Source organism: Cellvibrio sp. 25HG11W-0, assembly GCF_057815475.1.
Map to the genome: position 1 here is coordinate 3386255 of NZ_CM174230.1, position 20794 is coordinate 3407048.

Genomic DNA, 20794 nt, shown 5'->3' on the forward strand with positions numbered 1-20794 from the left:
AAGGAGACATGAATGAAAAGTCAATTTTGCTATAAGCGCTGGGCAAATTCAGAAACTCTAAATTTGCTAAAGCAAGTAGATAACGAAAGATATCTGGACAAAAAAACATTAGCTGTTCGCTTATTGAATCACACGCTCGTGGTTGACAAAATATTTATAGCTCATATGCAAGGTGAGGCACATCCTTTTGGCTCGACGAATACAGACGAAACGCCCTCTTTAGATGAACTTTGTGATTCAATAAATCAAACGGATACGTGGCTGATACATTACGTTTCAAATGTTGAGCCTCCAGAACTTGATAGAGAAATACAATTTATCTTTACTGATGGCGACCACGGGCGCATGAGTATAAGTGAAATACTAAATCACCTCATTATTCATGGTTCCTATCATCGTGGTAATGTAGCCATGATATTAGCTGACTGTGGTCTTGATCGCCCCAAAGATACATTTCCCAAGTTTCTACACCAATATGAACCATATAGAAGAACAGCCTAAAAAGCGTGTATGCATAAGGAACCATCATGACAATTGCCAGTATGTTTTCATTATTTGAAATATGGGGTCAGGTCTTCGATTTATGATAAGTCTTTTTTCGCAATATTATTGCGATGAAGTTTGGTACTAGACGTTTAACTTTGTAATCATCATTCATTATCCATGCCTGCAGCAGGCCTCACTTTTCTTTGCTCCGCCAAAAGAAAAGTAAGCAAAAGAAAGGCGGCCCGGCGAATTTCTGATCCTGCGCTTCTCAGGCGCCTACGGGCCGTCTTGATGGGACGTCCCTGTCCCATCAAGACTAAATTGGGCGTCCTGCCCAATTTGCCCTAGCACCTTGCGATGCTCGGGAAATTCTCATGGGGTGAGAACGGGTGCCACTAGCAAGATTTTAAAAGCAAAACTAATTTGTTGCTGTTGCTGTGTAAGCGTCCAATAAAGCACACATTCCCATTTTGGCCACCAATCATTAGCCTAATCCTTTTTCAACAGAGGAATGATGATGGCCAGATTAACACAAGAGCAATGGCGAGCACTGATTAAGGAGCAAGCCGCCTCAGGACAAACCGCGAAGGCATTTTGCGCAGAGCGCGAGATTGATAATAAATATTTCAGTACACGCAAAAAGCAATTGGCGACGCAACCCGCAGAAAATCGCTTTGTTGCGATAACGACAAAACCCCTCGAAAACCAAAGTATTCAGCTTCACATCGGTGCCACACAGCTGCGTATGCCCACGGGAGTATCGGCGCAATGGTTAGCGGACGTTATTAAGGCGCTTGCATAATGCGCTGCTTTGTTGATCCGCCTGCTATTTTTCTGTACAAGGATGCTATCGATTTTCGCAAATCCATCAATGGCCTCGTCGTAGTGATAGAGCAAGCGTTGGAGCGCTCGGCATTTGAGCCTGCGCTGTATGTATTTTGTAATCGCTCGCGCGATAAACTGAAAATTCTTTATTGGGATGCTACAGGCTTTGTACTCTGGTACAAACGTTTGGAAAAATCCCGCTTTAAGTGGCCAACACAAATTCAAACTGCAACACTTACCTTGAGTGAACAACAATTACAGTGGCTGCTAGGCGGTTATGATGTGATTGGGCATCAACCGGTATTTTTTCAGCAAGCCAGTTAATTATTTTGATGTAACCTCGGTGGTCGTAGTAAAATACGGCCATGCCAAACTCTCATAAATTACTTGTCGAAATTGATTCGCTTAAAGAGCGAAATAAAATATTGGAGCAAGAAATTCGTTTTCTGCGTGAGCAATTCAAGCTGGCGCAAAGCCGCCAATTTGGCACGTCTTCAGAAAAATCCCCAGATCAACTTGATTGGTTATTTAACGAAGCGGAAGTAATAGTAGACGAAATCCGTGCAGACAGTGACGCAGAGATAACAACAGACGCTACAGCGGCGGATATCACATCTGCCGCCACTTCAACTAAAAAGAAAACCGGCCGTAAACCATTGCCCGCCGATTTGCCGCGTGAAACACGCATAATTGATATCGCTGATACAGAAAAAATGTGCCCTTGCTGTAATGGCGACTTACACAAAATCGGCGAAGAAAAAAGTGAACAACTAGAATACATTCCCGCCAGTTTAAAAGTCATTGAAACCCTGCGCCTGAAATACGCCTGTCGTCAGTGCGAAAAGAACCATACGAATACGCCGATTGTGATCGCCCCTGTGCCAGCCAGCCCCATTCCCAAAAGTATGGCCACGCCCAGCTTGCTGGCACACATTATCGGCAATAAATACCAATTGGCACTGCCGCTGTATCGCCAGGAAATTATTTTTAAGCAACTGAATATCGACCTCAATCGCAACACCCTGTCCAACTGGATAATGCGTAGTGCGGATGTTCTTGAAAGGCTATTGCAGCGATTAACAATAACGCTGCTAACACAAACCGCCATCCATGCAGATGAAACGCCAGTGACAGTGCTTCAGGATGACAAAAAAAATTACATGTGGGTCTACTGTAGCGGCAGAGATTCTCCTGATCCGAACAGCTCCGCGAACAACATTGTGATTTACGACTATCAACCCAGTCGCGCAGCTGCTTGCCCGAAAGAATTTCTAAGCGGCTATAAAGGCTATTTACAGGTTGATGGTTATGCGGCTTACGAAAGCACTCAAGCAACACTGGCTGGTTGTATGGCTCATGCACGCCGGAAATTTACCGATGCGCAAAAAGTACAACCAAAGGGCAAAGTAGGCCGTGCTGATTGGGCAGTGGCGCACATTCAGAAACTCTACCGTGTGGAAGCGCTACTGAACGACAAAACACCGGAAGAAAAATATACCCTGCGGCAGTTGCATGCTGTACCGCTGCTCACTGAATTTAAAGCATGGCTCGATAAATCAGTGGAACAGACGCCCCCTAAATCCACATTAGGTCATGCGGTCGCATACACGCTGCGACAATGGAGAAAGCTCACTACCTACACACAACACGGACAACTGTGCATCGACAATAATCGCGCGGAGCGCGCCGTAAAACCCTTTGTGATCGGCCGCAAAAACTGGCTGTTTAGCAACACCGCCAGCGGTGCGAGAGCCAGCGCGATTTTATATTCGATTATCGAAACGGCTAAGGCAAATGGTCTGAATCCGGTAAAGTATGTTGAGCATTTGCTGACAGAAATCCCTAAGCGCAATACAGATGATGGACTTGAAGATTTGATGCCTTGGCAAGTAAATCTAGGTGTGGTTGGTTAGACGCTTACGTTGCTGTTGCTGTTGCTGTTGATTTTAACTATCCCATATGAGTTCGCCGAGCACTGGAGGAAAATTGCCGGAAAACGGACAGGACGTCCGTTTTAGTGACGTCACGCCAGGGATGGCGTGTCGGAACGACGGTGATTTTCCGAAGCGCGCAGGAAACACGAACGAGTTGGGTCGCCTTTCTTTTGGTTACTTTTCTTTCGGCGAAGCAAAGAAAAGTGACTCGCCAGCGGGCGAAAACCATTATCGAAAAAAGTGCAAAAGTTAAAACCCTAGACAGATTAACCAAACTTCCGTCTCCGGCCGAAAAGCGACTTAAGAAAAACATAGCAACAACATTTACCCAATAAAAACGCCCTGTACTTTTCAATACAGGGCGTTTTTTATTGCTTCGGCGGCGCGCTGCGCGACTCCACCCTACTCAAATCAATTATTTAACGGAGAGTTTAAAAATCGTGCGAGTTTTATATTCCTTACCAGGACGCAGGACTATGGATGGAAACTGCGGTTGATTAATGGAGTCCGGTGCGTGCTGGGGTTCCAAACAAAAACCGGTGCGCTTTTGGTAGGTGATGCCTTTGCCGGTGAGGGAGCCATCTAAAAAATTGCCTGAGTAAAATTGTACGCCCGGCTCTTGGGTAAATACTTCTAATACTCGGCCAGAAAACTTCTCTTCTACGCGCGCCGCCAGCGTAAGCTCTTTGTAGGTCTTTTGATTTATCAAGTAGTTATGATCGTAACCAAAACCATTTTTTATTTGCTCATGTTCAGCGTTAATTAATTCGCCGATCAAACGCGGGCTGCGAAAATCAAAGGGGGTATTGGCTACTGCCATAGGCTCGCCTAGGGGGATTTGCACTTCGTTTACGGCGTTAATATGGTCGGCAAAAATTTGTAGCTCGTGACTTAGAATGTCGCCGCCGCTCTCAGGGCTGAACGCCGCCAAATTGAAATAACTGTGCTGAGTGAGATTCACCGGGGTTGCTTGGTCGGTGGTGGCGAAATAATCCACGATTAACTCGTCGCTGTGCGTGAATTGATAGGTAACTCTTACCGCTAGATTACCGGGGAAACCTTGATCACCATCTTCACTGAGCAACTGTAATATTAAGCCCGGCCCTTGCTCGTTCTCAAAAGGCTCGGTGCGCCACACCTTTTTATCGAAACCTATTGGCCCACCGTGCAAATTATTACTGCCGTTATTCGCAGCCAATGAATAGGTTTTTCCATCAAGGGTGAATTGCGCATTGGCTATGCGGTTGCCCACACGGCCAATTAAAGCACCAAAATAGGGGGATTGCTCCAAGTAGGGTTCAAGGGTTTCAAAACCCAATACTACATCACCCAATTGGCCATGCTTGTCGCATACATGCAGCTCGGTAATGATGCCACCAAAATTGATGATTTTGGCAATGCTGCCGCGCTTGTTGATGAGGGTGAACTCTGTGACCGCTTCGCCACTTGGCGTGGTGCCGAATTTTTTTTGTGTAATTGCAGATGTAATTGACATGACCAATATGCTCTCAGACTTGAATGCTATTTACATAAATATAAAAACGTTAAATAGCCTTTTTTAATTGAAGGTGTAAGTTGTTCTATTTCATTTTTTTGTGCTGTGTCGCTACGCTAGCGTGTTTCTTTTCAACAGACTCTTAAGCAAAGTATGACTGATACTTAATCGGGCTTGTCCTGCTCAAAATCTGGGAAGCCATCGCTCGTCCAGGCTAGACGCCGAATATAGGTGTGACGATTAGGGTCCGTAAGTGGCGTACCCTGCAGCCTTAAATAGTCGCGCGCATGATATACCATAAAATCAGTTTCACCATCATCACCCTTGGTGAAACTATTGTGGCCAGGGCCGTAGCGTTTTAGATTTTCGTTGGTAGTAAAAACGGGTTCTGGCAACTTATGCCATGAGGCGGGATTCAGTAAATCGGCTTCAGCACCTGCCCAGAGTAAACCCATGGCGTAACGGTGATCTGTGGCGCTAGCAGAATAGCTGATAAATATTTTGCCATTGCGAATAAGTACGGCAGCACCTTCATTGACTTTATATCCCTGAATCTCCCAAGCCAATTCTGGGCGCGAAATTTCCACCTCTGGCGACCCTACTTGAGTAGGTGATAGCAGCTTGGCAATATAGAGTGCGGAGTTTAGGGTTTCCTCTGGGTCTTTTTGCGCCCACACCAAGTAAGCCTGCCCCTTATGTTCAAAACGCGTAGCATCAAGCGAAAAAGAATCGCGTGCGGTTTGCACCCGCCCCAGCTCTTCCCAAGTGCCCTGCATAGGGTCGGCAGCTTTGTTCGCCAATACCTGCATACGAATCAACCAAGGATTTTCTGCTTCTGCGGCGGCGAAGTAGATATACCAAGTATTATTCGCATAGTGTAATTCTGGCGCCCATATGTTTGCCCCCAACGCACCAGTATTGTGTTTACGCCACACTGTTTTAGCTACGGCGGTTTTTATTCCCGCGAGTGAAGTAGCGCTGCGCAACTCTATACGGTCAAATTCGGGGGCTGTGGCAATAAAATAATAATGGCCTGCGGGGGTGCGATGAATATAGGGGTCGGCGCGCTGCCGCACTAAGGGTTCGGCTGCGCCCGATAAAGCAGGTAATGCATTGTCTGATCCACTTTTACAGTTACTCGTACAACCGGTATTACAAGACGCCAAAGCCCCCGCTAATAGCAAGATCGCAAAACTCAACGCATACTTCATAAAAACTCCGTTATAGCTGCCTCCACTGGAGACTTAACGCTAGTTAACTATTATTCTCGATGAATTAATATTATATTACATATTCAAAGAATTAGACCAATACGAGAATTATCTATGTTTTTAAACATCCTCTTTATTACTGCAGTGGGGTCTACACCCAGATCCCTCTGCCAACGACTGCGTCAGCTCATCTGCCTCCTGAGCTTAGTTATCGCCCCAGCGCTCTGCGCCAAGCAAGTTGATGTGCACGATCCGGTGATGACCCGCGAAGGAGATACTTGGTATCTATTTAGCACTGGCCCCGGCATCACTATTTATAATTCCAAAGACCGTATCAACTGGCGCTACTCAGACCGCGCCTTTGCCACCGAGCCAAGCTGGGCCAAAGCGGTCTCGCCTAGCTTTGATGGGCACTTGTGGGCGCCAGATATCATTCGCCACAATAATCTTTTTTACCTTTATTACTCGGTGTCTGCCTTTGGCAAAAACACCTCTGCGATTGGCGTGACGGTTTCTAAGACCCTCAACCCCAATTCCCCTGATTACGGCTGGACAGATAAGGGCATAGTGATTGAATCTGTACCCCAACGGGATATGTGGAACGCGATTGATCCAGCGGTTATTGAAGATGAGCATGGCCAAGGCTGGATGAGTTTTGGCTCCTTCTGGGGCGGCTTAAAAATATTCAAGCTTAACGCTGACTGGACTCGCCCCGCCCAACCGCAAACCTGGTTTAGCCTTGCCAAGCGCGACCTACCTAAAGCGGCCACCAGCAGTGAAGCAGGCCCGGGTGAAATCGAGGCGCCCTTTATTCTTCGCCATGGTGATTACTATTACTTATTCGCGTCTTGGGGGCTTTGCTGCAAAGGCGCGCAATCAACCTATCACTTGGTCGTAGGACGCGCTAAATCTATCACCGGCCCTTATTTAGATAAAACCGGCAAGGATATGAACGAAGGCGGTGGGAGCCTGTTAATTAAAGGCAATAAAAACTGGGTTGGCCTTGGCCACAACAGCGCTTATAGCTGGGACGGTAAAGACTACCTTGTGCTACACGCCTATGAAACCGCTGACAACTATCTGCAAAAATTGAAAATACTAGACATTCACTGGGACGCTGAGGGCTGGCCGCAGGTCAACCCAAAAGAGTTGGATAGTTATAAAAGCCGACGCTTAGAAAATAACAAATGAAATAAGTTTTATTAAGGTGCCAAACCAAGCTTGCCCTCCCCTGCCAATGCTCATATAAATACAGCTGAGCTATCACACAAAACTAACCTCCCCCCATAGGTGAGGTTAGTTTATGATGTATTACCATTTTTAATATCTCACGCGCTGGTATAACACCGTTTTTGCTTTGAATAACAACAAGTACAACCAATAACAAGAATGCTACTAGCAACAAGCAATGTCGCCTAATTACCACTATTGTCGCTCGGTCGCAGCACGATCTTTTTGCCTCACCAATCGGCTCCAAGACACCTATAACTCAAACACTTTTTTATTACGCACACATAAAAACACGAGCACTAAAACATACATTAATAAAAAGAAAGAGGGAGTTCCCATGCGTCATATTCGCAGCTTCACCGCAGTATTGTTAACCTTCATTTCGTTGAGCTTTTGCACAGGCGCCTACGCACAAAAATTTACTGAACTCGCACAAACGCCCCCCATGGGCTGGAACACCTGGAATAAATTTAAATGCCGAATCAATGAAGATTTAATTCGTGCGACAGCAGACGCCATGGTTACCACAGGCATGAAAGACGCTGGCTATGAGTACGTCAACATCGATGACTGCTGGCATGGCGAACGCAGCCTCTTAGGTTTTATTCAACCCGACCCCAAACGCTTTCCCTCTGGCATGAAAGCTTTAGCTGACTATGTTCACAGCAAGGGCCTAAAGCTAGGAATCTATTCCGACGCAGGTAAAACCACCTGTGCTGGCTACCCCGGCAGCCAAGGCTTTGAAGACCAAGATGCGGCTATGTATGCGCACTGGGGCATCGACTACGTGAAATATGACTGGTGTGATACACGCGGCCTAGATGCAAAAACGGCTTACACCAAAATGCGCGACGCCATTTATAAAACCGGTCGCCCCATGGTCTTTAGCATTTGCGAATGGGGCAGCAATAACCCCACACAATGGGCGCCCGAGATTGGCCACGCGTGGCGCACTACAAGCGATATTTATCAATGTTGGGATTGTTATTTAGGCGACCCAAAAACAGCCGCACTGAGCGTGTTACAAATTTTGGATTTGCAAACAGGCCTGCGCGATTTTGCGGGCCCTGGGCGCTGGAATGATATGGACATGCTAGAAGTGGGCAATGGTATTAGCGACAGCCAAGGGCGCGCGCACTTCACCCTGTGGGCGATGATGAATTCACCACTGATTACCGGCAATGATTTACGCAACATGAGCGCTGCAACCCTTGGCACCCTGACTAATCGCGCCGTAATAGCACTCAACCAAGATAAGCTCGGCATTCAAGCGCTGCGCGTACTGCGCGATGGCGATATTGAAATTTTTGCCAAGCCCTTAGCGGGGGGCGACTGGGCCATCGCCTTTTTAAATCGCGGCCGCCAAGCAAGGACTTATAGTTTCAATTGGGTCGAGCAGGATATTGTCGATAAACTCAGCAAGCGCGAGTTGCGCTTTTCCAAAATGATTTACCAATGGCAAGAACTATGGAGCAATGCTAAGGGCAGTACAGCCAAGAACTTTGATCAGGTCATACCCGCAGAAGATGTGATTGTGTATCGCCTTACCCCTAGTAAACATTAATTCTTATTTCTAAGAGGAAAAAGTTGTCCGCCAGCAACAAAACGCACTAGCCTTACTCGTGTGTTTTGTTGCGCGTAGTACGGTTACTGTTGCTGAACATGTCACAGTTGCACGCGTGCTACTGCTGTAGCCTTACCAGGTATTTTAAAAATAATAATTAATGCTGTGTTCCTCAGGAAAATGCTGCCTAGCATTGCCCTACTTTATTAGTCGCCATAGCGACGAAACAAACTCTCGATAAACTTAAAGTTCGCCATAAAAGTATTAGGCTTGTTGTATTTGAGGCTATTGGAGTTGCTAGACCGCAAGGCTACAACAACTGTTATCGACTCCATGTTCATCAAGTTGCTCATTAAAGGAAAAACATATGAGAATTCAACGCCTAATAAAACCTATATTCACCGTGCTTCTCTGCGGAAGTGCCAGCCTTTATGGCAGTATGAGCCAAGCGGCAAACTGCACCTACACGGTAAACAACGAGTGGAACAACGGTTTTACCGCCACGATTAGTATTACCAACAACGGCAGCAGTGCCATTAATGGCTGGACTGTCGGCTGGCAGTACAACAGCAATGTAATGACCAGTTCCTACAACGCGACAGTCACGGGTAATAACCCTCACAGCGCCTCTGCCCTATCGTGGAATAGCAATATTGGTGTCGGCCAAACGGTAAGTTTTGGCCTGCAGGGCACCAAAGCCAACAATAGCGCGGCTGAAAAACCCACAGTGACAGGCGCTGTGTGCAGTGGTAATAGCCAACCTAGCTCTACACCACCCAGCTCCACAGCACCTAGTTCCACGCCACCAAGCTCAAAACCCCTGAGTTCTGTAGCACCCAGTTCAATAGCACCTAGCTCCAAGCCCTTGAGTTCGGTAGCACCTAGTTCAACGCCACCCAGCTCAACGCCCAGAAGTTCGACCGCAGCCAACGGGCAACAGTGCAATTGGTACGGCAGCCCCATTCCCCTGTGTGCAACTACGACGAGCGGCTGGGGTTATGAAAACAATAAAAGCTGTGTGGCAGTCTCTACCTGCCAAGGCCAACCATCACCCTATGGCGTCGTGGGTGGCGCAAGCAGCACAAAGCCTAGCTCTATGCCCCCAAGTTCGGTCCCACGAAGTTCTACCCCTGCGACACCGAGCTCTACACCTACCCCATCAAGCCGCTCCAGCAGCACAAGCAGCACAAGCAGTATTGCGCCTATAGTGGCGGGTTGCGATGGCTATGCCACACGCTATTGGGATTGTTGTAAACCTCACTGCGGCTGGTCTGCAAATGTACCTACGGGTATAGCGGCATTAAAAAGCTGCTCCACCAATAACACCTTGCAAAGTGACTTAAACCTACCCAGCAGCTGCGACGGCGGCAATGCACATATGTGCTGGGGCCTAGCGCCTTTCGCCGTTAACGACAACCTCGCTTACGGCTATGCCGCCACCTCCAATGGCGACATTTGTGGCCGCTGCTTCCAAATTCAGTTTACCGGTGCAGGCCACTACGGCAATGACCCAGGCTCGGCGGCATTGGCGGGTAAAACGATGATTGTGCAGGCGACCAATATTGGCGGCGATGTGAGCGGTGGTCAGTTTGATATTTTAATCCCCGGCGGTGGCGTGGGCGCGTTCAATGCTTGCTCATCGCAATGGGGCGTTTCCACCTCTGAGCTAGGTGCACAATACGGTGGCTTCCTCGCAGCCTGTAAAGATCAACTGGGCTACAACGCCAGCTCGACGCAATACAAATCCTGTGTCGCCAACAAATGCGACAGCGTGTTTAAAACACGTGGTTTAACTGATTTGTATAAGGGCTGTATGTGGTTTGTAGATTGGTTTCAAGCCGCCGACAACCCTAACTTGAAATACAAAGAAGTGGCCTGCCCTACTGAGCTGACTTCGCGCTCAGGAATAAATCGCACTGGGCTCAATGATATTCGTACTACCTGTAATTAAGCGTTAAATACAAAAGGGCACCCACAGGTGCCCTTTTGCTTTCTCATCTGTTTCTCACGTCAGCTGACCACACAACCAAACTCTCACTCTAGCTGAAATGTCTCATCGGCTACTAATACCCCTTCTATTGCCAAGGTTATACGCCAAGGTCCCTTTTTATTCTCTAGCGGCAGCCAGACTGTATCGCCGATAAAAAAATTCCAATCATTTTGTTTGATATATTCCTCTCCCGCAAAAGGTGCCATGGGAACGCCTGCTTCATCGGGAATATTCGGGTGATAAATACAATACTGTAGCTTTTGATTTTTGGCTTTTTTAATATTAAGAATGTAGCCAAATTCAACGTCTAACTCACAGGGAATTTCACGGGTCATTTTGACTAATTTAGGCAGGTCTTTGGACTCACTGTTCCACTGGGTGTAACTACCCCAGCTTACTAATTTTACTTCTGGTTTTTTCTTGGCCATAACGTGTAAGTATGTTAGCCACAAAAGGCTAGTTTGATAGTGGGAAGGCGAGCGCGGATTATATGCAGCTGTAATTTCAGCGCAAGCTTTCCGCTATGGACTTGATCACATCGCGCCCTATAACCACTATCTCCAACTCATTGGTATCTGTGATGAAATTTTTAGGATGGGTTAATTTACGGTAGGCACTCAGCTCAGCAAGTGCTGGCAGTGACCGCCCCACCATACGCGCCTTAAGCGAGTGATACAGCCCTAAATTCACCACATCAATTAAGTCAAACGGCTTGTCGGCACGGCCTTTCCAATTACCCGTGTTAGCGACAAGCTCTGTGTATTCAGATTCAATTTCCCAGGCTGCAAGAATCAGTTCGCTCAAAGGTTTAGCAAACTCACGACAGAGCTTTATAAAGATTTCATTACTCGGTAACGGCTGATCTGGTTTAAAGGTTGCTAAGACAGCAAGTGTGCCAATTTCCGTCATCAAGCTACCCAGTAAAGCGTGATCAGGTATCACATGGCCTAGAGACTTCGCCAAAAAGGCAGCGGTGCTAGCCTTTAAAATAACGCGCTCCCATGCGGATAAAAATAGGCGTTTATGGGCTGCGGGCTGCGGCGTAAAAATATCTTTGATGGTGTGAACCATGGTGATGCGCCCCACCTGATCCATTCCTAAAATACGCACCACATCTAATATCGTTTGTGGTGGCATCATGCTGTGCACCGCCACACTGGAAGCGTAACGCAATAGCTGATCGCTCAACTTTTCATCCTGCGCTACCAATTTGCTCAGCGATAAGGCTGAAGTATTCAAATCAGCTAAGGCGCGACGAATTTCAAGAGTTACAGCAGGCAATGCAGGCACAGGCTCTTCGCCTGAAATAATTTTAGCAATTACTTCGCGGTAAGGGGTGATCTCTTCTTGGTCGACTTCCACGCGACTTTCCTTCTTATTGGCCATTTGACTGGCCTTCTTTTTAGTCTGTTTAAAGACCTATGTATGAGGCGGCTAAAGCCAATTATTGGCCTATTATATTGGTCTACTAACTATAGGAATCCGCTATATTGACCAACTGCAAGTAATGACTAACCCTGCAGAGTGCTTTTATCGCGCCCAATCATTATAGGTCTGCTGACGCAGCCTTATTAGGGTAACGCTCAATCAACACTAACCCATTCGGATACCATGTAAACAAAAACTCGGCGCTGCTTACTTACGCGCCTCTAGTTTATAGCGTTAATACCCTAGCTTAGCAATTTGTAATTCAAATAAATTTTATTAAGCACTGAGCGTAGCAAACCCAAAAAACGATTCAACATAGCGACTAAGCAGCGCATCAAATCGGTAACTCAAACGCTAGAATACTGGCCAAATAGCCTGAAAGCTGTCACCTTAGCGCCCATAAATTCTCTGTGCCCTTAATGCCACTCTACGTCGCTTGCGCACATCACTCTCCGTTAAGGGTATTACATGTCGGATAAGCTACAGGTGCAGGTCGATTCTGCCCTCCTTCCCTTCTTATTTAGCCAGCTACCGCAGTGGTCACGCAGCAAAATTAAACAGCGCCTGCAGTCTGGCTGTGTCAGCGTTAATCAAACCATAGTGACACAACACGATTTTGCCCTGCATCCAGGGGATAGCATCACCGTTAGCGCCACCAGCTCGTCAAGTACAAATGCTAAAAGCCACACCAGCGTACCGCTAGAAATTTTATATTCAGACCGCGACCTCATCGCTATCAACAAACCTGCTGGTCTGTTGTCTGTGGGAACGACAAAAGAAACTCAAAACCACGCATTGGCAATACTGCGCAAACAACTCTCGCGCCGCAGCCAACCCGTTCAACTCTGGCCAGTGCATCGCATTGATCGCGATACCTCTGGGGTACTGCTGTTTGCCACGTCGCGGGCAATACGCGAGACCGTTATGAGCACTTGGGAGACCGCAGACAAGAAATACCTTGCCATTGTCAAAGGCAACCCCAACCCGCCTGCAGGTACGATCAATGAACCATTGCGTTTAGATGAGCACGAGTATCGCATGCATGTAGGTGCCCACCCCGATGCCAAACCCGCGGTGACCCACTACCGCACCGAAGAGTATACGGCGCAGCGCAGCCTGCTCAATGTCACACTCGAAACAGGGCGCCAGCATCAAATTCGCGCTCATCTCAGCTGGCTCGGCTACCCCATTATCGGCGATATGCGCTACGGCATTGCTGGGCCGCGCATGGGCCTGCATGCTTTGTCACTGAGTATCAGCAAGCCCGGCAGCCGCGAAATACTGCATTTTGAAACGCCCGCCCCAGCTGATTTTTTGAATTTGATGCGGCTTATCTAAAAACAATTCAAAAAAACAACGTTGAACCCGACACCTACTGACTAGTGCTCGGGTTCATCCTCATCAATACTTTCCAAACTCAATTCACTAAAATTCGTTAGGCTGGGCTTAGGTTCTTCGCGCGGAGCTTCAGGAGGCGGCGCGTTTTCGCTTTGAAGCTTAATACGCAAACGCAAATTATTAGGTGAATCCGCATTGGCAATCGCATCCTCAAAACTAATTTTTCCCGCCGTATAAAGTTTGAAAATGGCGCCATCAAAGGTTTGCATCCCCAAGTTTTCCGACTTTTCCATGATCTCTTTAATTTCCGTCATGCGGCCTTTCAGAATTAATTCTTGAATCGTTTTAGTACCCAGCAATACCTCTATCGCTGCACAGCGTTTGCCATCCACCGTGGGCAGCAACCGTTGCGACACAAACGCTCGTAAATTTTGCGAAAGCCCCATCAGCAGCTGTGGGCGGCGCTCTTCAGGAAATAGGTTGATAATTCGCTCCAGCGCCTGATTAGAGTTATTGGCGTGCAAGGTTGATATAGCCAAATGCCCAGTCTCTGCGAACTCAAGGGCGTGCTCCATAGTTTCGCGGTCGCGTATTTCACCAATAAGAATTACATCCGGCGCTTGGCGTAGCGTATTTTTGAGTGCTGCTTTGTAACTGCGTGTATCGACCCCCACTTCACGCTGATTAATCACACTGCGCTTATGTTTGTGGACAAACTCAACGGGATCCTCGATCGTAATAATGTGGCCGCCACTGGAGCTATTGCGGTGATCAATCAAGGCCGCAAGTGACGTAGATTTACCCGAGCCAGTTCCGCCCACAAAGAGCACCAAGCCGCGCTTAGCCATGATGACGTCTTTCAAGACTTCGGGCAGCCCTAGGTCATCAAATTTGGGGATGTTAGTGTTGATGTTGCGCGCCACTATCGAAACTTCGTTGCGCTGCTTGAAGATATTGATACGGAAGCGACCCACGCCATGAATAGAGATCGCCAAGTTCATTTCCAACTCATGGGCAAAAATAGCACGCTGCTCTTCATCCATGATGGTATTGGCAATCGCTTCAACTTCACCTGGGTTAAGCGGCTCTTGGCTGAGCGGCTTTAGCACCCCTTGAAACTTCGCACAGGGCGGCGCCCCGGTGCTCAAATATAAATCTGAGCCGTCTTTCTTCGCTAAAATATTTAAATACTGATCGAATGGAACCGCCATGTAACACCTCACCTATTCCCCTATTGATCAAAGGAGTATAGATAAGATCGATCAATTCACCGTGCAATCGACCACCTAATATCAACTTGTCGCCCTAATTTATAAACTGGTTGGCATTGCTGAGCAGCCGACAGTTTGACGAGTGTTTTAAGCCACTAGCGCTGCCACAAATGCAATCTCCACGCGCATTAAAGGGTCGAGCAACTCAACCTTCACACAAGCACGGGACGGTGCGGTTTCTGCTGGCAGCCAGGCCTCCCAGGCACTATTCAGTGCGTCCACATCATCGCGCTGCGTTAGATAAATTGTGGCAGATAATAGGCGCGATTTATCGCTCCCCAGCTGTGCCAAGGTTACATCAGCCTGCATCAACAACTGGGCAATCTGTGACTCTATCCCCATTGAAGTATCTGCAGGAACCTCAACAAAATACGCGATACCTTGGTAAATAGTGGCATCCGACCAGCGCGGTGCTGGGTTTAATCGACTAATCATCTTGGGCTTTTCCGTGAATAAGGGTTTGCAAAGAGCGAGGGGCGCCTATAATACGCACTTTTTGGCGCAGACTTCCTATGGCTCTAGCATCGATCATCGCACATCGTATTTTTCGTCATGCCCCAGGCACCAACATGGGCATTCAATTGTTAGAGCAGCCGCTAGCGGCCTCAGGCAAATTAGAAGAACTCGCCTACGAACTCAAAACGCAATTTATTCGCAAGGGCGGTAAGAGTTACGGGCGTTTTTCAACCGAACTGGGCGAATCTCCCCTTCCTGCATGGCTGCAAGACTATCGCCACGAACGCCTCAGTTTTACCAGCTTCACCCATAAAGCACTACAACAACTGCAACAAAACCTTGAAGCCAGTGAATCGCTGCTAGATGCCTATGTGTGCTTCGTTGAAGAGAACATTGAAGCCGGCCAATACCTTTACGTGTATTTACTAGAGCACCAAAGCGGGCTGTATTTTGATGGCGATATCAGCCTAAATGATGCGCTTTATATTGATAGCGGCGGTTTTACCCTAGCCGCTAAAATAAATCTCAGCGATTGGGATGCGGGTGACTCCACCACATACCTCACGCTTATGCGGAGTCGCGGCGATAAAGATATCGCCGACGCCTTCACCCAATTTATCGGCTTTAGCGATAAGCATGACGTTAAAGGCGATACCGCTGAATTTTTACAGTTGGTCGATAAATTCAGTCAAACACTGGACGAACCAACCGCTAAGATCACCCGCGCCAAGGTCGTAGATTACTGTCTCGAGCAGAATAAAGCAGGTAAAGCTGTCGCCATTAGCGAACTATCGCAAAACCTTGCCCAGGAAATTAAAAGCTACCCACCCGAGCAGTTTGTACGCCATTTAGAATCCCAAAAGCCAGAACTCAAAGCCGAGTTTATCCCCCATGCTGGTCAAATTCGTAGCTATGTACGCATCAGCGGGCGCAATGAATCCTTAAGCATGAGCTTCGCATCCGACTGCCTTGGCCGTGAAATTGAATATGATGCTGATCAAGATGTACTAACGATTCGCAATTTACCGCCCGCCTTAAAAGCGCGCCTAATTAAACACCTGAAAGAAGGAAGTTAGCAGGCCAGCGCAAGAATCATCGAAAGCATGCTAAATTTATCGTTTTCTAATAGCATCGTTATAAGTGCCTTATCTAAAAAATCACGAAAGCTTATAACGACAAGACCTAATACAACACTTGCAAAACAAGACGACCGGTCATACTATGAGTCACATGAGCAAACGCGAAGTTAAAAAAGATCAACTCCTTGATGCCGGCTTAAAAGTCATGGCCACGCGTGGCTATAACGGCACCAGTATTCAGGACATAGTCAACGCCGCCGATGTTCCAAAAGGCTCCTTCTATACCTACTTCAAAAGCAAAGAGGATTTTGCTATTGAGGCACTGGAAAAAGTCACTGAAGAGCGCATGATTCAAAATCGTCATCTACTCGGTGACCGCAGTATTAGCCCACAACAGCGACTCACTCGCTTTTTTGTAGAGAATATTGGTGGCTGCGAAGAAAACATGAATGGCGGTTGCTTTATTGGCAACATGTGCCAAGAGATGTCTGAATCCAGCGAGGCTATACGCCTAAAAGTGCGTCAAATGTTGCGTAACAGCACCCAAGCGATTGAAGATGTTTTAGAAGAAGCGCGGCTCAATCAAGAACTAAACAGTCACTTACAACAGAACAGCAAAATTCCCTCCTCAATATTGGCGGAGTTTTTATTTAACGCTTGGGAAGGCACAGTCATGCGGATGAAAGCAGCCAAAAGCCGTGAACCATTGAATGCATTTTTAACTGTTTTACCTGAACTGTTCGAGCCAAGCAAAGACTAGTGCAGCCTTAAGCGTAGTTACTCTTGAAGTTATTTATACCCGAACAACGGATAGCCTTAATCTTACCACCTGAACCAAGCACGCTTTTGCACTACAACAAACGTTTGCTCGCCTCCTTTTAGAGATACGACCAAATTACCTTTTACGACTTGCACACCTCTGGAAACAGCCTGTGCAACCCTAGTCTCTTCTCCACAGAAGAAAGACGACCAGTCACTTAATTAAGGTAAGTAAATTAATACCGCCAAGCTAATACACCTTAAGCAAATAAAAGACGACTGGTCATATTTTTATCAAAAAAGAATTGGAGCGAACATGAGTATCGACATAACCCCTTACCCAGTAAGGCCTAAAATTCACCGCTATGATCTCTTCGGGGCAGCAGCACTGCAAATTTTAACCATTGCATTACTGCTCAGCTTAAACAGCTTTGCACAGGCAGAAACTAAACTGCGCATTCCCCAGCAACAATTAGAGTGGCTTCAAATTGCACACCTAGCTGAAGAAGAAAAGCAGCCGCTATTACATTTAACCAAAACGTCACCAAAGCCTCACAACAGTTGGGCATTTGCGTTCGATAATGATTTATTTGTACCGGGCCACCGCGATCAAGATTACACCTATGGGCTTAACTTTACACAGACTGGGCACAAAGCCCACCAAGCAGCCCTATCGCTATTGACGCCACTTCACGCCATCGATGAAGCACTGGGTATACACACCACCCATCATGATCAGCAAATAGAGTCTGTAAGTCGAGAGCTAGGCGCATATGGATTTACACCCGAAGATATCACTCTTGCAGCAGCCAATTCGCTGGATCGCCCTTATGCTAGCCTGGTTTATCTTGCTAGCTCAAAAGAAAACGTGGATTTAGTTAACAATACCGCGTGGAAAAGCACGCTTATACTTGGCGCACTGGGCTTAAATCTCGTGGGTGACTTACAAAATATCGCCCACAGAAACACTCAAGGAACCAAAGCCGAGGGCTGGAACAACCAAATCAGTGAGGGAGGGGAATTAACAGCACGCTATCTCGTAGCTCGTCAAAAAGTCATTGGCAAGACAACCAACAACTTGGAAGTTAAATCTACCTGGCAAGCATCTATAGGCTATTTGACAGAAACCAGCTGGAGCCTCAGTTTGCGCACGGGGAAAATCCACAGCCTCTGGTCATCATTCAACCCAGACTTAACCAGTTATGGCGAAAAGTCATCCTATGCGAGCACCAAGACAGCGCTCAACGAGCATTATTTTTGGGCAGGAATAGCGATCAAGGCACGAGCTTACAATGCTTTTTTACAGGGACAATGGCGCGACAGCCCCGTCACTTATCAACATGGCGAGCTAAATCCAGTGTTAGTGGAGGCATGGATCGGTTACACCTTTGCCTATAAGCACGGTTATAGATTCAGCTATGTGCTGCGCGGCCACAGCTCCGAAATAAACACTGGAGCTGGCGATAGAAATTTACTGTGGGGCGGACTGATATTTGCCAAGACCATCTAATAACAAACTTAAAGCATGCCAGCTAAGCAGCTTTACTCAAATCAACGATCAATAAGGTTCCACTAAAACGTTTAGGCTCCAACGAATACCAACTAAGGACCTCGACTGGCCAGCGCTTTATACACTTATCGACCAAGGTAAAAAATGGACTGCGGCCAGGATCCGCTAAAATTAATTTCTTAACACCTGCTTGAGCGGCACGCTTGAGCATGGCAAACCACTCATCTGTTAATTCATCCCAAAAACAAATATCACCACCAACAATTACATCGTAATTTGCCAAATCATTTTTTGTCATGGAACTCATTGGGCCCTGACGTGTAGTAACACTCACTTCATTAAGTGCAGCCTGAGCCTGCAAAAACTCGAACACATCAGCATCCACATCCAGGCCCGTAACAACACAGCCCTTACTCGCCAAATAGATAGACGTTGGCCCCCAACCGCAACCAACATCTAAGACTCTCGCCTTTTTCTTAAGTGGCTTAGCCGTAAAGTAATCCATTAGAACGTAGCTCGAACTCCAGTGGCGATCGCCATGGACACTGGGAGACACCTGCTTTTTAATGCGCTTTATCTGGCTGCTTTTTTCGTGATAAAGCCAGACACCGTAAGTGACAAAGCTATTCTTTTCAGGTGGCGCAATTAATTTAGGCACTAGATTATCTCTCAGTTAAATAGCCAGCTAGTCTATGGAGAAAAGAATACAAATTTATGACAACAAAGCATCAAAAACTATGCCTTAACGAGTCTATGTATATTTTGCTAAGGCAGACTCCCTTCACGCCAATTACTTAGAAAACCTTTTATCTGGAAAACCTTTTAACCCGTTCACTACATCATGCAAGTAAAATACTATTTCAAAAATGACAGATGCATACATAAAGAAAAAACAACCCGCCCTGTCACCTCAAAAAGTAAACATCAACACCGCACTATTTTATTTCAGTAGTGGTGACTCTAAGGCCTTCAGCTTTCCCTTCACCAACTTTTCGCTCGCCATACTTAGATCATGTAGTGAGACTTTACGTTTAGGCATCAACTCTCGAACCACATCATCTAAACAATATTTATCATAACTACGCTTACGAATTTCTTTATCCAACTCATCTAATAACACAACTGCTCGCGCCGTTACTGGGCCACTCGACTTAGTCGCACGCAAACTTTTAACATCTGCGCCCCAGCTAGCGAGCGAAGCAATCACCCCATTGCGCCTGGACTTAGTCATACCCTTAGCTCGATAAAGTAATTCAAAAGAATAAAACTCCGCAATGCCTTCAGCAATCCAGTCATCATTTTTACCATTAACAACTGTACCACTTATACGCGTCACCATATGTGTGAGCTCATGCAACAACGGGCTTGTTCCATTCTCACTCACCAAAGGTCGATCAGCATGCAAAAATAATGAGTTAGAAGCCGAAAGACCACCGCGCCACATGGGGTCACCACCCCCGACCACCAAGAGTTTTTTAGGGGTACTTTTAAATGCATCGTGCATTTCGGGCCACACGAAATTTAGAAATGTAAGCGCATCCATTCTTTGGAAATGTTCAGATTTAGGGGCGCTTACCGCTATAGATGTCTTTGCAACCCGAGTGCGCCGAGTGCCGATATTACCCGCGATCATCCACCCAGTTGGTCGATCAAAGAGTCTACTAGGGTTATCGATAGAAAAAGTTGTACCTTTTTTTCTGGGCCAGCCAGTTTCGATGCTCTTCCACCCCTCCGGTAAAACAACCGTTAACGTCGCTACCGAATATGCACCATCAGCTTCCTTGGTATGCACAGCAGGAAACAGATCATCACCCCTGAATATGGCCCAATCCTTTGTCATCATTGCGTCGAACTTTCCCGGGCTGCGCTCATGAGGAATTTTTACAAAATAAGATAGCTGCGCCTTATCACTAGGCAAATCCCAAATCACCACATCATCTTTAAATGTAAGCTTGCCTGTCGCTTTAATATTGGAGTAAATCCCATGTGGGTTATCAAATCGCATTTGCTCCATCAACTGCCCCTTATCGATAGTAATATTAACCTGAGCACCCTCCTGCTGTGGTATCAACTCCATTTTAAAATCGAGGTTATAGGACAGAGGGTCTTTGCTTACTGCCGATGCTGCCAAACTATTCATCGACATAATAATTGCAAAAAGGGGTACGCAAAATAGAGTACAGATTTTAAACAAGTTAAACCTCCAGTAAAATTTATC

The 20794-nt window shown here is 46.8% G+C and carries 19 protein-coding genes; 11 read left to right on the plus strand and 8 right to left on the minus strand.

Translation table 11 applies throughout. The features are described from left to right. The first annotated feature begins 12 nt into the window (after nt 1-12). The 4 genes from AC0KUT_RS14130 (at nt 13) to tnpC (ending at nt 3224) form a co-directional block, all read left to right on the plus strand. On the plus strand, nt 13-501 hold the full coding sequence (locus tag AC0KUT_RS14130) for a DinB family protein (RefSeq protein ID WP_488830904.1): 489 nt from the start codon (nt 13-15) through the stop codon (nt 499-501). 496 nt (nt 502-997) lie between these two features. Continuing rightward, the gene (tnpA, locus tag AC0KUT_RS14135) at nt 998-1288 is read left to right on the plus strand and encodes an IS66 family insertion sequence element accessory protein TnpA (RefSeq protein ID WP_488829881.1); all 291 of its coding nucleotides are present in this window, start codon (nt 998-1000) and stop codon (nt 1286-1288) included. Then, nucleotides 1288-1635 (plus strand): IS66 family insertion sequence element accessory protein TnpB, encoded by a 348-nt coding sequence (gene tnpB, locus AC0KUT_RS14140; RefSeq protein WP_488829882.1) that lies wholly within the window; start codon nt 1288-1290, stop codon nt 1633-1635. Before tnpA ends, tnpB begins: the two co-directional genes overlap by 1 nt. A 41-nt stretch (nt 1636-1676) precedes the next feature. Continuing rightward, a complete protein-coding gene (gene tnpC, locus AC0KUT_RS14145; RefSeq protein WP_488829883.1) occupies nt 1677-3224 on the plus strand; it encodes an IS66 family transposase in 1548 nt (515 codons plus the stop codon). Nucleotides 3225-3660: 436 nt separating this feature from the next. Here tnpC and AC0KUT_RS14150 read toward each other — a convergent pair whose 3' ends face one another. After that, nucleotides 3661-4740 (minus strand): aldose epimerase family protein, encoded by a 1080-nt coding sequence (locus AC0KUT_RS14150; protein ID WP_488830906.1) that lies wholly within the window; start codon nt 4738-4740, stop codon nt 3661-3663. 164 nt (nt 4741-4904) lie between these two features. Further along, nucleotides 4905-5951, minus strand: a complete 1047-nt coding sequence (locus AC0KUT_RS14155; RefSeq protein WP_488830907.1) for a glycoside hydrolase family 43 protein — start codon at nt 5949-5951, stop codon at nt 4905-4907. Nucleotides 5952-6065: 114 nt separating this feature from the next. On the opposite strand from AC0KUT_RS14155, the gene AC0KUT_RS14160 reads away from it, so the two are divergent. The 3 genes from AC0KUT_RS14160 to AC0KUT_RS14170 all read left to right on the plus strand — a co-directional run bounded on the left by AC0KUT_RS14160 (nt 6066) and on the right by AC0KUT_RS14170 (nt 10696). Then, complete coding sequence (locus tag AC0KUT_RS14160; protein ID WP_488830909.1) at nt 6066-7142, plus strand: arabinan endo-1,5-alpha-L-arabinosidase; 1077 nt, start codon at nt 6066-6068, stop codon at nt 7140-7142. Nucleotides 7143-7518: 376 nt separating this feature from the next. Further along, nucleotides 7519-8745 (plus strand): glycoside hydrolase family 27 protein, encoded by a 1227-nt coding sequence (locus AC0KUT_RS14165; protein WP_488830910.1) that lies wholly within the window; start codon nt 7519-7521, stop codon nt 8743-8745. Nucleotides 8746-9112: 367 nt separating this feature from the next. Next, nucleotides 9113-10696 (plus strand): cellulose binding domain-containing protein, encoded by a 1584-nt coding sequence (locus AC0KUT_RS14170; protein ID WP_488830912.1) that lies wholly within the window; start codon nt 9113-9115, stop codon nt 10694-10696. Nucleotides 10697-10779: 83 nt separating this feature from the next. On the opposite strand, the gene AC0KUT_RS14175 is transcribed toward AC0KUT_RS14170, so the two are convergent. Then, entirely contained in the window at nt 10780-11163 is a 384-nt protein-coding gene (locus AC0KUT_RS14175) for a DUF3859 domain-containing protein (protein ID WP_488830914.1), read from the minus strand. 76 nt (nt 11164-11239) lie between these two features. Next, nucleotides 11240-12121, minus strand: coding sequence for an HDOD domain-containing protein (locus tag AC0KUT_RS14180; RefSeq protein ID WP_488830915.1), 882 nt, complete (start codon nt 12119-12121; stop codon nt 11240-11242). 510 nt (nt 12122-12631) lie between these two features. On the opposite strand from AC0KUT_RS14180, the gene AC0KUT_RS14185 reads away from it, so the two are divergent. Beyond that, the gene (locus AC0KUT_RS14185; RefSeq protein ID WP_488830917.1) at nt 12632-13501 is read left to right on the plus strand and encodes an RluA family pseudouridine synthase; all 870 of its coding nucleotides are present in this window, start codon (nt 12632-12634) and stop codon (nt 13499-13501) included. A gap of 41 nt (nt 13502-13542) precedes the next feature. On the opposite strand, the gene AC0KUT_RS14190 is transcribed toward AC0KUT_RS14185, so the two are convergent. Next, nucleotides 13543-14712: a PilT/PilU family type 4a pilus ATPase gene (locus tag AC0KUT_RS14190; protein WP_488830918.1), complete on the minus strand. Its 1170-nt coding sequence runs from the start codon at nt 14710-14712 to the stop codon at nt 13543-13545. A gap of 147 nt (nt 14713-14859) precedes the next feature. Continuing rightward, nucleotides 14860-15207: a RidA family protein gene (locus AC0KUT_RS14195; protein ID WP_488830919.1), complete on the minus strand. Its 348-nt coding sequence runs from the start codon at nt 15205-15207 to the stop codon at nt 14860-14862. 77 nt (nt 15208-15284) lie between these two features. Between AC0KUT_RS14195 and AC0KUT_RS14200 the strand changes: the two genes are divergently transcribed. The 3 genes from AC0KUT_RS14200 to AC0KUT_RS14210 all read left to right on the plus strand — a co-directional run bounded on the left by AC0KUT_RS14200 (nt 15285) and on the right by AC0KUT_RS14210 (nt 18576). After that, nucleotides 15285-16304, plus strand: a complete 1020-nt coding sequence (locus AC0KUT_RS14200) for a nucleoid-associated protein (protein ID WP_488830920.1) — start codon at nt 15285-15287, stop codon at nt 16302-16304. 154 nt (nt 16305-16458) lie between these two features. After that, nucleotides 16459-17067 carry a TetR/AcrR family transcriptional regulator gene (locus AC0KUT_RS14205; protein ID WP_488830921.1) on the plus strand — a complete coding sequence of 203 codons (609 nt, stop codon included), beginning with the start codon at nt 16459-16461 and terminating at the stop codon, nt 17065-17067. 315 nt (nt 17068-17382) lie between these two features. After that, nucleotides 17383-18576 carry a lipid A-modifier LpxR family protein gene (locus AC0KUT_RS14210; protein ID WP_488830922.1) on the plus strand — a complete coding sequence of 398 codons (1194 nt, stop codon included), beginning with the start codon at nt 17383-17385 and terminating at the stop codon, nt 18574-18576. Nucleotides 18577-18598: 22 nt separating this feature from the next. Here AC0KUT_RS14210 and AC0KUT_RS14215 read toward each other — a convergent pair whose 3' ends face one another. After that, nucleotides 18599-19234: a class I SAM-dependent methyltransferase gene (locus tag AC0KUT_RS14215; RefSeq protein WP_488830923.1), complete on the minus strand. Its 636-nt coding sequence runs from the start codon at nt 19232-19234 to the stop codon at nt 18599-18601. 282 nt (nt 19235-19516) lie between these two features. Continuing rightward, the gene (locus AC0KUT_RS14220; RefSeq protein WP_488830924.1) at nt 19517-20722 is read right to left on the minus strand and encodes a hypothetical protein; all 1206 of its coding nucleotides are present in this window, start codon (nt 20720-20722) and stop codon (nt 19517-19519) included. Nucleotides 20723-20794: the final 72 nt, after the last annotated feature.